The 15266-nt window shown below is 27.4% G+C and carries 11 protein-coding genes; all 11 read left to right on the plus strand.

What is annotated here, in order from left to right; all coding sequences use genetic code 11:
• Positions 1 to 33 precede the first annotated feature (33 nt).
• The 11 genes from NG901_RS13505 (at position 34) to NG901_RS13550 (ending at position 15266) form a co-directional block, all read left to right on the plus strand.
• Entirely contained in the window at positions 34 to 1197 is a 1164-nt protein-coding gene (locus NG901_RS13505; protein ID WP_252215584.1) for a protein kinase family protein, read from the plus strand.
• 253 nt (positions 1198 to 1450) lie between these two features.
• Positions 1451 to 2497 (plus strand): hypothetical protein, encoded by a 1047-nt coding sequence (locus NG901_RS13510; protein ID WP_252215586.1) that lies wholly within the window; start codon positions 1451 to 1453, stop codon positions 2495 to 2497.
• Positions 2498 to 2711: 214 nt separating this feature from the next.
• Entirely contained in the window at positions 2712 to 2846 is a 135-nt protein-coding gene (locus tag NG901_RS17200; RefSeq protein ID WP_286675207.1) for a hypothetical protein, read from the plus strand.
• A 159-nt stretch (positions 2847 to 3005) separates the two neighbouring features.
• Positions 3006 to 5777 carry a TrlF family AAA-like ATPase gene (locus NG901_RS13515; RefSeq protein ID WP_252215588.1) on the plus strand — a complete coding sequence of 924 codons (2772 nt, stop codon included), beginning with the start codon at positions 3006 to 3008 and terminating at the stop codon, positions 5775 to 5777.
• Positions 5778 to 5930: 153 nt separating this feature from the next.
• Entirely contained in the window at positions 5931 to 6806 is an 876-nt protein-coding gene (locus NG901_RS13520; protein WP_252215590.1) for a UvrD-helicase domain-containing protein, read from the plus strand.
• 90 nt (positions 6807 to 6896) lie between these two features.
• Positions 6897 to 10151, plus strand: a complete 3255-nt coding sequence (hsdR, locus tag NG901_RS13525) for a type I restriction-modification system endonuclease (protein ID WP_252215593.1) — start codon at positions 6897 to 6899, stop codon at positions 10149 to 10151.
• A gap of 17 nt (positions 10152 to 10168) precedes the next feature.
• Entirely contained in the window at positions 10169 to 10903 is a 735-nt protein-coding gene (locus tag NG901_RS13530; RefSeq protein ID WP_252215595.1) for a Fic family protein, read from the plus strand.
• A 42-nt stretch (positions 10904 to 10945) separates the two neighbouring features.
• Positions 10946 to 12355 carry a class I SAM-dependent DNA methyltransferase gene (locus NG901_RS13535; protein WP_252215597.1) on the plus strand — a complete coding sequence of 470 codons (1410 nt, stop codon included), beginning with the start codon at positions 10946 to 10948 and terminating at the stop codon, positions 12353 to 12355.
• Between the two features lie 16 nt (positions 12356 to 12371).
• A complete protein-coding gene (locus NG901_RS13540) occupies positions 12372 to 12632 on the plus strand; it encodes a hypothetical protein (protein ID WP_017825885.1) in 261 nt (86 codons plus the stop codon).
• A 77-nt stretch (positions 12633 to 12709) separates the two neighbouring features.
• Positions 12710 to 14131: a restriction endonuclease subunit S gene (locus NG901_RS13545; RefSeq protein ID WP_252215599.1), complete on the plus strand. Its 1422-nt coding sequence runs from the start codon at positions 12710 to 12712 to the stop codon at positions 14129 to 14131.
• 202 nt (positions 14132 to 14333) lie between these two features.
• On the plus strand, positions 14334 to 15266 hold the full coding sequence (locus tag NG901_RS13550; RefSeq protein WP_252215602.1) for a hypothetical protein: 933 nt from the start codon (positions 14334 to 14336) through the stop codon (positions 15264 to 15266).

The raw sequence follows: 15266 nt of genomic DNA on the forward strand, positions 1-15266 counted from the left end.
ATGACTAATATTAAAAGAGGTGATGTATTAAAAATGAATATAGAAAATTATATTGAATCTCAATATAGAAATTTAGGTGGCAATATAAATCAAGAATATTTAGACTTATATGACAGGATTAATCATTCAAAACTTAAAGTTATTTTTTCTACTTTGCATTCAAGATTTCTGGAGTTGTTCAAATCTATGAACAGTAGGTTACCAACAGAGAGCGAATATGGTGCTCATTTTTGGGCCGAACCAAGTCGTCAACTAATAGAAGCTATTGAAATAGCAGAAGGTTTACAACGAGCATTAAAAAATACTGAATTTGCATTTGAGTTTGATAAATATTATCAAAAAATAATAGAAAAGTGTAATAAATTTTTAAGTGGAAGTGGTGGAAGCGCTATACCACCAGGGATGGATAAGGTGGAATTGTATTATACTATTCCTATTTTTGTTCAACAAAACACTATTAATATTAAGAATATGGAATCTAATAAAACATTTGAATTAAATTTAATCGGAAAAGGATCATATGCACATGTATTTAAATATAAGGATGAATATTATAAAAAAAAATTTGCATTAAAACGTGCAAAAAAAGATTTAGATGATAAGGAAATTATTAGATTTAAGCGTGAGTTTGAGCAAATGAATATCCTAAATTCACCATACATAGTTGAAGTATTTTGCTATAATGATGCAACTAATGAATATGTTATGGAGTACATGGATTTTTCACTGGATGACTACATTCAAAAAAATAATACAAAATTAAATACTTCACAGCGAAAAAATTTAGGGTTCCAAATATTAAAAGCTTTTTCTTATATACATTTAAAGGAATTATTACATCGAGATATAAGTCCTAAAAATATTCTTATTAAGCAGTATGATGATGTTTTGGTAGTGAAAATTGCTGATTTTGGATTAGTAAGAATTCCAGATAGCAATTTAACTAATGTTAATACAGAATTTAAAGGGTATTTTAATGATCCAAGCTTAGTAGTAGATGGGTTTGGACAATACAATATTTTGCATGAAACATATGCTTTGACAAGATTATTATTTTTTGTGATGACAGGAAGAACAAATACGGATAAGGTTAATGATCTTAAATTAAAAGAATTTGTTGAGAGAGGTTTGAATGTAGATAAAAACAAGCGTTTTCAAAATGTTGATGAATTATTCAGAGCATTTAGACAAATTTAAGAAATGATATTTTAGTAACTGAGTTTTGCATTATCAATATAATTGGACAAGTTGCGTTTTAATTCATTAGGATAATAACAAGAAGTTAAAGTATATAAAGATTTTATTTAAAAAGTGTAGTCAATGTAAATAACTGCCAAGTAAAGATTATTCGTATAATCTTTAGACAAGTAATTATTTGTCTCGGAGGTATGATAAGAGAAAATTTATATAACATTTATGCATAAAGAGGTTATGAAAAGAAGGGATAAGTTTGGTTTTAGTTAATATATATGGAAAAATTCGGCCAATAATAATTTCTAAAAAATTAGGAGTCGGTATTTGCAATCCTGATTCAGATTGGATTAGGGGGTTTTGTGATGATTTTGATGAAGAAATTTTAATCCATAAGCATAATATGAAGAAATATTTAAAAGATGGGTTTGATATAAAAAGGATGGAAGGACGATATAATCTGCCTCAAATTACAAAAGGGCTTGGGTGGCAAGAAGAAGGGAAATCTGTTGAACAAACCATTGCAGAACACTTGATAGAAATACAAGTAATAGATTTTGAAAATTCATTGTTACAAAAGAATAATGAATATTTAGATAGTCCTACTTGTGAGCTACAGTATACAGGGAAATTTTTGAAATTTTGTAGTGTAGTACAGTCTTCGGAGAGTGCACAGAAGGTTGTACAGGGGCAGATTCCATTCGTAACCTATGATTCGGATAATTTAAGTGAAAAACCTCTCATTCTTAATTATTTGGAAGCAATATCAAAGTCAAACATTTGTCTTAATACATATACAAATAATTGTATTGAGACATTGCAATATTTAGGAGGCTTAATTGATGGATTTTTATCTATAGATGAAGATTTTTGGTTACTTGATTATATTATTAATGCAGTTCATGACGAGCATGGTAATGGTGCATATCACATTTTTGAAGTAATGTCGTTGATAGAAATGTTGATTATTAATCCAAATGGAAAAGGAAGAACAGTTGGTGAAATGGAGCGAAAACTACCACAGTTTCTCACTATAAAAATTAATACTTCACAAAAAAAATTATTTTCAACCATTATGAGAAAGTTAAGAAATAAAATTGGACATGGTGATTTCAGGGTCATTCAACAATTGCTCGAAGAATATCGTAATTCCTTTATGCAAAACTTTTGGTATGATGAGTTTGAATATAGCATAGAAAATTGGACATACGGAAATATATGTATTCAATTGGATAAAGCTCTTGCAAACATTCTTTGGTTAATGCTTTTTGATAAAGAAAAATTATTAAGTATTCAACAAAACTAGAGATATGACGATTAAATAGAAAAATAACAATAAAAGAAAACTTAATGATAGATTTAAGCAACATAATGGTACAAATATTGTAGATGATAATAATTGTAAAAGAAAACAAATTGATGAATACTTTAATAAAAAAGAAAAAATCGGATATTCAATATTTGTTCAATCACCGTTATCGCAACCAATTACACACAGAAATGAAAAAGAGTATAGAAAAATGTTAGGTGATGAATTTTCAAGAGAAGATTATGTAGGAGAGGAGGGAAATGAGCATATAAAACAAGTAGAAGGAATTTTAATAGAAGCTTATAGAAAAGCAAATGGAGATTTTCCGTTATGGAATCGTATGTGAGGATCTTTATATGGACAAAAAGTTGTTTCTATTGGAAATTATGATATTGTAAAATCATTTATAAATTTAAATTGTATGAATTTAAATTTATAGATTATAGTCAATAAAATAACTAAAAATGAAGTAAACAGAGATATTAGAGCAAAGGAGAACTGAAATATGGAAATTGATTATAAGGGAAATAGATGGTATAAGTGTGATTTGCATTTACATACGCCTGCAAGTCCATGCTTTAGAGATAAATCTGTTACGGCTACAGAATTTATAAAAAAAGTAAAAGAAGAAGGTTTAGAATGTATTGCAATAACTGATCATAATACTGCTAAATGGATTGATAAAATTAAAGAAGCTGCTAAAGATGAAGATATTATTGTATTTCCAGGTGTAGAACTTACTTGTACTGAAGCCAAAATACATTTGATTATATTATTTGATATTAATTGTACAACTCAAATGGTTGAAGATTTTATTTTAGCAACTAAAATACACAGGAATGATTTGGGGACAAAAAATGCACATTCCAGTAAAACAACAAAAGAGATATTAGAAATAGCTAAAGAACATAATGGTATTGTTATACCTGCACATGTTGATGATTATAATGGATTATGTAAATTATCTTATCAAATACAAGAGGAAGTTTTGTTATCTGATGGTATTGATGTTGTGCAAGGAATAAACAAAGAATTAATATTGGAATCACCTAATAAAAAACAAATAGAGAATTTATATAAAAGGTTATGTGAAACGGATAAAGAAATTACAATAAATGATGTTAAAAATTATAATAAGTGTATACAACTAGTAAAAGAAAAGGAAAAAGGAATTGTAACTTTTTCAGATAATCCAGAAAGTGAAGGTAGTTCAAAACATGGATTATTGGGAATTGGCAGATCATATACATATATAAAAATGGATGAAAACCCAACACTGAATAGTTTACGTCAAGCATTTATATTTCCTAAAATAAGGATAAAAAATTGCTTTAGTCAATGCAATAAAATAAATAAATTACCGGATACATGGATTAAAAAAGTTAAAATTAATGACATTAATACTATTGGACAATCATTGGAAGTTGAATTTAATCCTCAATTAACAACAATAATTGGTGGAAGAGGAAGTGGCAAATCCACAATAGTAAAAATATTGACAGGCATATTTGCCCAAAAGAATATAGTAGACTTTGAAGACATTTATAGAGAATTCAATAATTTTTATAGCATAAAAGATGGTGTTTTAAAGAAATCAAGTGAAGTTGAATTAGAGATATTTAAAAATAATATTAAATATAAAATTGTTGTCAAAAATTTTAATGATAAAACTAATCCAGATATACTAATAAATAAAATTAATGAGTTGGATGGGTCATTAGAAGAAATTAATGACATAAAAGTAGGAGACTTATTTAAAATTGATATATATAACCAAAAACAAATATATGAATCAGCTAAGAATACCAATTCATTGAGAAATAAGATAGATTCTTTAATACCAACTATAAATAATTCTAAAGATAAATTAAATCAATATATATCGGATTATAAAAGGCAATATATTAAGATTAAGGACACTGAAGACAAGCTGAAAATCAAGCAAAGAATAAAGCTTTCTATAGATGATATATCAGAGAAAATAGATACATATAAAAAGAGTGGGATAAAAGAAAGGTTAGAATCATATGAACTATATAATAAACAAAGAATAGCATTATTGAGTATTTATGAATTAATGCAAAATAAAGAAAAAGAGTTGAGAAAATTTGTTGAAGAATTTAAGTTAGAATCTTTTAAACTTAATTTTATGCAAGATGAGTATAAGGATGAACTTGGTAATTTAATTAATATGAAAAACAAAGAATTTTCAACTATTATATTGACTTTTGAAAAACAAATTGAATACTTAAAAAAGTCAAGTGAAGAATATAGTAATAGCATAATAAAGACGAAGTGGCATGAAAAATATGAAATAAGTAAAAGTGAGTATGATGCAGCTTTAGAAGAGCTAAGAAAAAAAGGTATAGATGTTGATACTATTAATAAGCTTTTAAAAGAACAAGAAGAAAAACAAAAGGAACTTAATAAGTTAGAAGAAGAAGAAAAAAAATTATCTGATGAGTATCAAGAATTAGAAAAAATAAAAGAAAGTTATTATAAGATTAGAAATGAAATTACTCAATTACGAAAGAATTATATTACTCAATTGTTAAGTGATACTAATATAAGGATAAAAATTAATCAATTTAAAGATATTGGAGATTTTAGTTCTAGATTTAGAGAGATAATTCAAAAAAATACAGGTTTTAGTGAGTTGATAAAACAAATATCAGAGCAATGTTTTAAAGGGCAAGTAAAAGAAAAAATAAATAATTTAGTTAAACAATTTGAAGAAATAAAATATACAAATAAATCAAATAATAATTTTAATGGCAAATTTATAAATGTAATTAAAGATTTAAATAATGAACAAATGGCTGCTCTTAACTTATTTTTGCCAGAAGATGATATTCAAGTAGAGTACCAATTAAATGGTTCTAAGAGTTATAAAAAATTAGAGAATGCTTCGGCTGGACAGAAAACATCAGCTATATTAACATTCATTTTGTCTGATGGAACGGTTCCATTAATTTTAGATCAACCAGAAGATGATCTAGATAATCATTTGATATCAGAATTAGTGGTTGAAATGTTAAAAAAATGCAAGGAAAAAAGACAGATAATTGTAGTGACACATAATGCAAATATTCCTGTTAATGGTGATTCTGAATTAACTATAGCAATGAATTCAGATAGTAAAAAAATAGAAATATATAAATTTGGAACTATAGAAAATGATGATATTAGAACAGAAATATGTAGTGTTATGGAAGGAGGAGAAGATGCATTTAAATTACGTGCAAAAAGGTATGCAATAAAGTGTAATTTAATATAAAGAATAATAACCTAACTTAGAGGAGTTAAAGAGAACTGTATCATAAATAAAGTTAATTTCTAATAAAATATAAATTATAATTTCTATTCATAATATTCCAAAACTTTACATATAATTACATAATATAGTACAATTATTATAAAAGCATAAAATATGATAAATTATGTAATGGAGGGTGAAATGCAACTTAATGTAGAGCAGAAAAGAATAATTCAGAGTAAACCTAATGGACATTCTTTAATAAAAGGTGTAGCAGGTTCAGGTAAAACTACTGTTGCTGTAAATAAAATGCCATTGCTATTAAGGCACTATTGTCCTTCTGAAGATGATAGAGTTCTTATGGCAACTTATAATAAATCACTTCAAAAATATGTTTCATTTATATATGATAACGTTAAAGACGATATTAATGATCAGATTAATATATTTGATGAAGATAATAGTAATAAGTTATATATTAAAACAATAGATTCAATAATGTTTAAGTATTTTAATCAATATAAAAAACATAATAATGTTAGTTTAGAACTTGCATTTCAAAAAGAATGTCAAGATCAATTAATTGATGCAATAAACTTTGTTAGCAAGAGTTTTCAGGACATTAAAATTATTAATCAGAAGTATTTTCAATTTATAAAAGAAGAAATTATGTGGATAAAATCTTGCAATTATATGGAGCTTGAAGAATATCAATCTGTTGATAGAATAGGTAGAGTTAGAAAAATTAATAATGAAGGGCCACAAAAACTTAGAAAAAATTCTAAGCAACGAAATACCATATTTGAAGTCTTATTAAGATATGATAAAAATTTAAAGAAGATAAATAAAGTAGATTTTCAAGATATGGCTTTGATTGCATTAGCTCAAGCTAAGAAATATCCTATTGAAAAATATACCCATATATTAATAGATAAAAGTCAAGATTTAACAAGAGTTCAATTAGAATTATTAAAAGCATCAATACTTAAAGTAGTATTGGTGTTTTTGTTATTTAAAATAAATAAAACTATTTTTAAATTAGATGCTTAGTATTAATCAATTTGTAAAATAATATAAGTTTAGTTTATAATAATATTATCATAAAATGTGACAATATGGATAATTAAAGGGGAGATGGGTTTGAATAATTTTGCTTTTTTAGAAGATAAGTGGCCTATACTAGGAAATTTGGGGAGATTAGCAGAGAGAAATCTTTATATAGATTCAAATACTACATTTATAAAATGCGGTATGTTTGGTGAAATTATAGTTAAGTATATGGTATCAATGGAAGAGGTTGATGAAACATTAATAGCTCATGACAATAATCATAACAATAGAATTAAGTTACTTAAAAAGGAAGACTTGATTCCAGATGATATTGATAATATACTTCATATGCTAAGAATTAAGAGGAATAGTGCAGCTCATAGTGGTTATGAAGATGTGGAAAAAGCTAAAATTCAATTAGAGATTACATTTAAGTTAGCAGTGTGGTTTATGCAAACTTATGGAGAGTGGAATTTTGAACCTGAATCTTTTAAAGTACCTAAAGAAAATGATTTTAGTGAAAATATTAATGATATATCAAGAGAATATGATGAAAAGGTAAAAGCCTTAGAAGCAGAACTTAATGCATTAAAGGCTAAAGAAAAAGATAAAAAAGAGTTAGAAGAACGTAAAAAACAAGGTAAAAAGGCTAGTAGAAAGATTGAATATAGTGAAGCTCAAACAAGAAGAATAATTGATGATCAACTTGTAAGTGCAGGTTGGGAAGCAGACACAATTAATATTAGATATTCAAGAGGAACAAGACCTACTAAAGGAAGAAATTTAGCTATTGCTGAATGGCCAACATATTCTGAAGAAAAGGGTAATGGAAAAGTTGACTATGCTTTATTTATCGGAAAAAAGTTAGTTGGATTTGTTGAAGCTAAAAAATATTCCAAAGACGTTGGTGGAACTATGGTTGAATCTAAAACTTATGCTAAAGGAGTTAAAGAAGAGGATACAGAATATGTTATTTCTACTTGGAATGAATATAAAGTCCCATTCTTATTTTCTGCAAATGGCAGAAAGTATATTAAAGAGATTGAAGACAAAAGCGGTGTTCATTTTGTAGATTGCAGAAATCCTAGAAATAATACTAAAGTCCTTCAAGGATGGTATTCACCAGAAAAATTAGAAGCTATTCTTGAAGAAGATATAGAAGATGCTAATAAAAAACTTGATGAGTTAAGTTTTGAATTTTTACAAAGTTCAGATAGTGTAGGATTAAGATATTATCAAGTAGAGGCTATAAAGGCAGTTGAAAAAGCTATCATTGATGGTAAGAAAACAGCATTGATAACTATGGCAACTGGAACAGGTAAAACTAGAACAGTTTTAGGATTAATATATAGATTACTTAAGACTAATAGATATAGAAGAATTTTATTTCTAGTTGATAGAACTTCACTTGGAGATCAAGCTTTAGATACATTTAAGGAAGTTAAGTTAGAAGATTTAAAAACATTAAATCAAATATATAATATTAATGGATTAGATGACAAACTTATTGATAAGGAAACTAAGATCCATATTGCAACGGTACAAGCTATGGTTAAAAGAATTATGTACAATGAAGAAGAAGTAAATGTGCCATCTGTTGGTGATTATGATTGTATTATAGTAGATGAAGCTCATAGGGGATATACTTTAGACAAAGAAATGAGTGAAAATGAAATTGATTGGAGAGATAATAGAGACTTTTTAGGTAAATACAAGAAAGTTATTGAGTATTTTGATGCGTTTAAAGTAGCACTTACAGCGACCCCAGCACTTCAAACTACAATGATATTTGGAAAAACAGTTTATAACTATAGTTATAGAGAAGCAGTTATAGATGGCTACTTAGTTGACCATGAACCACCACATCTTATTGAAACAGAACTTACAAGAGATGGAGTTCACTTTAAGAAAGGGGATACAGTAGCTAAATATAATAAGTATACTGGTGAACTTATTAATGGTGCTGAAATTGATGATGATTTAGATTTTGAAATAGATCAATTCAATAAGAAAGTAATTGTAGAATCACATACAAGAGCAGCATTAGAAGAAGTAGCAAATCATATTGATCCTGAAAATGATGAAGGAAAAACATTAATATTTGCAGCAAGTGATGCTCATGCTGATATGATTGTTAGATTATTAAAGAAAATTTATACAGAAACTATGGGTGGAGTAGATGATGATTCAATATTAAAGATAACAGGTGCAATAAAGGATTCAGATTTAGCAATAAAAAGATTTAAGAATGAGAAGTACCCTAATATTGCAGTTACTGTTGATTTATTATCTACAGGAATTGACGTACCAAGGATTGATAAAATAGTATTTTTAAGAAGGGTAAAATCAAGAATACTTTATGAGCAAATGCTAGGTAGAGCAACTCGTCTTTGCGATGAAATAGAAAAAACTCACTTTGAGATATTTGACTGCGTAAGACTTTATGAAGCACTTAAAGATGTTACTAATATGAAGCCAGTTGCAGCAAGTGCAAATACATCATTTAAAATTCTTAAAGAAACATTAGAGAGAACTGATGATATTGAGGAAAAGAAGGAAACAATAAAGAAAGTTATAGCTAAATTGCAAAGAAAGAAGAAATTATTAAAAGATGATGAAAAATTAATTTTTAAAAGTCTTTGTAATGATAAAACTCCTGAGGAATTTATAAAGGAACTTAAAGAAGCTCATATAGATCAGGCAGTCTATCAAGTTGTTAATAATAACAAATTAATAGATTACCTAGATGAAAAATCTCAAAGTGAAGAAATCATAATAGTTACGGACAGAAAAGATAAGGTTGTATCACATACAAGAGGATATGGAAAAGGTAAAAAACCAGAAGATTATTTGGAAGAGTTCCAAAAGTATATAGATGAAAATAAAAATCTTATTCCTGCGTTAGAGGTTATTTGTACAAGACCACAAGAATTAACAAGAGAATCATTAAGACAACTTAGAGCAATACTAGATAAGAATGGTTTTAGTGAAGAATATTTAAAAACTGCATGGAAAGACTTAAGGCATGAAGAAATAGTTGCAGATATTATTGCATTTATAAGGCAACAAGCCTTAGGAAGTCCACTAGAATCAAATGAAGAAAGAGTAAAAAGGGCTGTATCTAGAATAAAGAGAGAGTATTACTTAACAAAGCCACAAGAAAATTGGATGAATAGAATAGAAAAGGTAATGTTAAAAGAAGTAGTAATAGACAAAGAAACATTTGATACTGGAAGCTTTAAAGCGCAAGGTGGAGGTTTTACTAGACTTAACACAATATTTGGTGGTAAGCTAGAAGAAATAATAAATAAAGTGAAAACATATATGTTTGAAAATATAGTATAGATTATTGGAGGTGAAGTATGTTTACAAATATAGATAATAAAAAATCTATTTTAGATAGCAAAAGACCTTTAAATAAGGAAGCTTTGCATAATTTAAAGAAATATTTTGATGTGGAATTAACTTATAATTCTAATGCCATAGAAGGAAATACTTTAACTGTAACTGAGACAAAAGTAATTTTAGAAGATGGAATTACAATAGGTAAAGGAAAAACATTAAGAGAGCATTTAGAGGTTATAAATCATAAGGAAGCTATAGATTATATTGATGATATTGTAAGTAAAGATATTGACATATCTGAAAGAGTTATTAAAGATTTACATTATATAATATTAAAAAGTATTAATAACAAAAACGCTGGAAAATATAGAGATACAAATGTTCTTATAAGTGGTAGTAGGCATAGACCGGTGGAACATCTTTTAGTAGCTGAAAAAATGCAAGAGCTTATTAAATGGTATAAAGAGAATAAAGAAAAGTTTCATCCAATAGAATTAGCAGCAGAATTTCACTTTAGGTATGTATATATTCACCCTTTCATTGATGGGAACGGTAGAAGTGCAAGACTTCTTATGAACTTAATTCTTATGAGAAATGGATATCCAATATCAGTTATTAAGAATGAAGACAGAGATGAATATATGAAAGCTTTAGAAAAGGCAAGTACAATAGGAGATGCAAAAGATTTTATAAATATAGTAGCTAATGCTGTAGATAAAAGTTTAGATACTTATTTATATATTGCACAATAATTTATATTTAGCTAAAGAGTAGAATGACGGGAGAACGTAGTAATGAATACACAAGAAATAGTAAGTAAACTTTGGAACCTTTGTAATGTACTAAGAGATGATGGGATAACTTATCATCAATATGTAACAGAATTAACTTATATTTTGTTTTTAAAGATGGCAAAGGAAACAGGAGCAGAGATCAAATTGCCAGAAGGATATAAATGGGATGATCTAAAAATAAAAAGTGGTATAGAGCTTAAGAATTTCTATAAAGAGCTATTAAATCATTTAGGTGAAGAAAGTACAGGAATAGTACAGCAAATATACCAAGGTTCAGCTACTAATATTGATGAACCAAAGAACTTAGAAAAGATAATTACAACTATAGATGGACTTGACTGGTATTCAGCAAAGGAAGAAGGACTAGGAAACCTATATGAAGGACTTTTAGAAAAGAATGCATCTGAAAAGAAATCAGGAGCAGGACAATACTTTACGCCAAGAGTTTTAATTGACATAATGGTTAAATTAATTGATCCTAAGCCAGGTGAAAAATGTAATGACCCAGCAGCAGGAACGTTTGGATTTATGATTGCAGCAGATCATTATATGAAAGAAAAGACAGATAATTACTTTGATTTAGATACAGACTTAGCAGAATTCCAAAGAACAGAAGCTTTTTCAGGATGTGAATTAGTTCATGAAACTCATAGGTTAGCACTTATGAATGCAATGCTTCATGATATAGAAGGAAACATAATATTAGGAGATACATTAACTAATGTAGGAAAGCAAATGAATAATCTAGATGTAGTGCTTTCAAATCCTCCATTTGGAACTAAAAAAGGTGGAGAAAGAGCAAATAGAGATGATTTAACGTTCATAACATCAAACAAGCAATTAAATTTCTTACAACATATATATAGAAGTTTAAAAGCAGATGGAAAAGCAAGAGCAGCAGTAGTATTACCTGATAATGTTTTATTCCAAGAAGGTGATGGAAGCAAAATAAGAGAGGATTTAATGGATAAATGTAATCTGCATACAATATTAAGACTTCCAACAGGTATCTTCTATGCTCAAGGAGTTAAGACTAATGTATTATTCTTTACAAGAGGCACTAAGGATAAAGGAAATACAAAAGATGTATGGTTCTATGATTTAAGAACAAATATGAAAAACTTCAATAAGGGAAATTCATTAAAAGAATCTCATTTTGATGAATTTATAAAAGCTTATACATCAGAAGATAGAGCGAAAGTAGAAGATGAAAGATGGAATAAGTTCACTAGAGAAGAAATAAGAGAAAAGAATGATAATTTAGATTTAGGGCTTATAAAAGATGATTCAATATTAGATTATGAAGATCTACCAGATCCAATAGAAAGTGCAGAAGACGCAGTAGCAAAGCTTGAAGAGGCAACTGACTTACTTATGAGCGTTATTAAAGAACTAAAGTCGTTACAATAATAGGAGGGTATTAAGTATGAAATGGAGTGAAGTAAGAGTACTATATAAAGATACTTGGATATTATTTGAAGCATTGAAATCACATTCTGAGAATGGAAACAGGATTGTTGAGGATTTATCTGTTATTAATTATTATAGTGATGGAAAAACTGCGTTAAGAGAATATGCAGAAAGGCACAAGAAGGATAAAACTAGGGAAATGTATGTATATCATACTAAACATGAAAATTTGAATATAGAAGAAAGAGCATGGATTGGAGTAAGGAGAAATGGTTAATTTAAAATATAGGTATGGACTGCCATTTTGCTCTATTTCATTGGTATATAAAATGGAAATACAAGTGAGGAAAAGTAATGGCTAAGAAGAAAATGACACTAGAAGAAAAGATTGAAGAGGCTATTGTTACGGATGTTTCTTATGAAGTACCTAGGAATTGGGTGTGTAGTAAATTAGGAGCAGTATGCAATAAGGTTCAATATGGATATACTGAAAAGGCATCTATAGAAAAACTAGGTCCTCATTTTTTACGTATTACAGATATACAAGAAAATGAAGTTGATTGGGATTCAGTGCCATACTGTCCTATTTCAAAAAAAGATTATACAAAGTATAAATTAGATAAAGGCGATATTGTTATAGCAAGAACTGGAGCAACTACAGGAAAAAATTATATAATAAGTGATGAAGTTGATGCGGTATTTGCTTCGTATTTAATAAGAATGAAAATAAGTAATAGTATATATAATAAATTTATAAGTTATTATATGTATAGTGATTTATATTGGAAACAAATAATGGAAGAAAAAAAGGGTATTGCTCAACCAGGTGTGAATGCACAAAAACTAGGATCATTAATAGTTCCTATTCCACCATTAAAAGAACAGCAAAGAATTGTTGATAGAATAGAAAGTCTTTTTAAAAAGCTAGATAAGGCAAAGGAATTAATAGAAGAGTCTAGAGAGGGATTTGATAAGAGGAAGTCAGCTATATTGGAGAAGGCTTTTAGGGGAGAATTGACTAAAGGCTTTAAAAAAGTAGAAGCAATCTTTGACTTTAATATAGAATTTGATGAAGTAGAAGACAAGTATGTAAAAGAAGTTAAGTGCAAATGGAGTTTTTGTAGAGTAAGAGATATTGCTGACGTAAAAGGTGGAAAAAGATTACCAAAAGGAGAAAAGCTAGTTATAGATAACACTGGATATCCATATTTAAGAGCTGGCAATTTGAAAGATCAATCTGTATTAGAGGAGGATATTCAATATTTAACTGAAGAGGTTCAAAGAAGAATTAAAAATTATATTATAACTTCTAGTGATGTATATATAACTATTGTAGGTGCATGTATTGGAGATGTGGGAGTTATTCCGGATAAATTATCAGGAGCTAATTTAACAGAAAATGCAGCGAAAATATGTAATATTAATAAAGAAGTTATTGATAAGACTTTTTTAATGAAATGGTTAAGCTCTTTAACAGGACAGTATTTGATTAAGGATAATGTTTTATCTGCAACGCTTGGTAAACTTGCTTTAACAAGGATCAAAGAAATATTAATTCCATTACCATCTTTAGAAGAACAAAAAGAAATAGTACGAATTCTGGATAAGCTTTTAGAAGATGAATCTAAAATTGAACAACTTACTGAATTAGAAGGTCAAATAGAACTAATAAAGAAATCAATACTTGCAAAGGCATTTAGAGGTGAACTTGGAACAAATTGTGAAGAGGATGAAAGTGCTTTAGAGTTATTAAAAGAGATATTAAGTAAAGAATAAAACATAAATTTAGTAAAAGTCTTAATTATTAATTTAGTTAAGACTTTTATTTAATTTTAATATACTACTTATTTTTTATATGTAAATAATTTGAATTAGATAAATACAATATTAATGTTATAATTAAATAAGGACTTATTTAATTATATAGTGACAATTTGTTAAATATGAAAATACATTGAAGAATACAATAAGGAGAGACATGGAAAAGAGTTATGATTATGAAATGCCACGAAAAATTATTAATTCTGAAGGTGTTTATAATTTTATAAGTTTAATATGGTCAACTTATAAAAGTAAAACAAATAAGATTATTTATTTGGATTTTAAAGGAACTAAAGTAATAGAACCTAATATGATGGCACCTTTGGGCTTAATATTAACAAAGATAAAAAGCAATAAAAATAAAATATTTTTTAGAAATCTTTCAAAACAGATGAAGAGTCTTTTAATAGAAAATGGATTTTTATCTACCAATGAATACTTAAATAATGAAATACCACAAAACTATATTAGTTATATGAATTTTAATGGAGATGACAATAATAGTTTTAGAGAGTATATACTTTCACAATTAAGAGAAATTAAATCTTCAGAGACAATAGGGTTGTTAATAAGTCGTTTAATGGAGATATTTGTTAATGTAAAAATGCATGCAAGATACAGAATAAGTAAAAATAGATTTGGAGATAAAGAGATATTTTCAAGTGGTGCATATTATAAGAGTGATAATTATTTGATTTTTTCTATTGCTAATAATGGATTGACGTTTTCTCAAAATATTAAAAGTAGTATAGAGTTAAATTATATTAATGAAAGTGAATATATAAATTGGGCTATGCAGAAATCTAATACAACTAGAGAAACAAAATGTGAAGGGCCTGGAGGGCTAGGATTATATTTATTATTAGATTTAATAAAAGATTGTAAAGGAAAGATAATTATAGTTTCTGGTAAAGGATTTTATAGAGCGGATGGAGATAAACAATTACCATATAAAGTTAAGGAATTAAATTGTGAATTTCCAGGAACAGTAGTTACTGTAAAGGTACCAATAAAAGATATAGAAGTAAATGATGAATTTAATTATAATAATGAATTTAATATATATGATTTATTAAAGGAGGAATTATGA

Origin of the sequence: Clostridium sp. CMCC3677 (assembly GCF_023845585.1) — a bacterium.
In the GTDB taxonomy this organism is placed as follows: domain Bacteria; phylum Bacillota; class Clostridia; order Clostridiales; family Clostridiaceae; genus Clostridium; species Clostridium aquiflavi.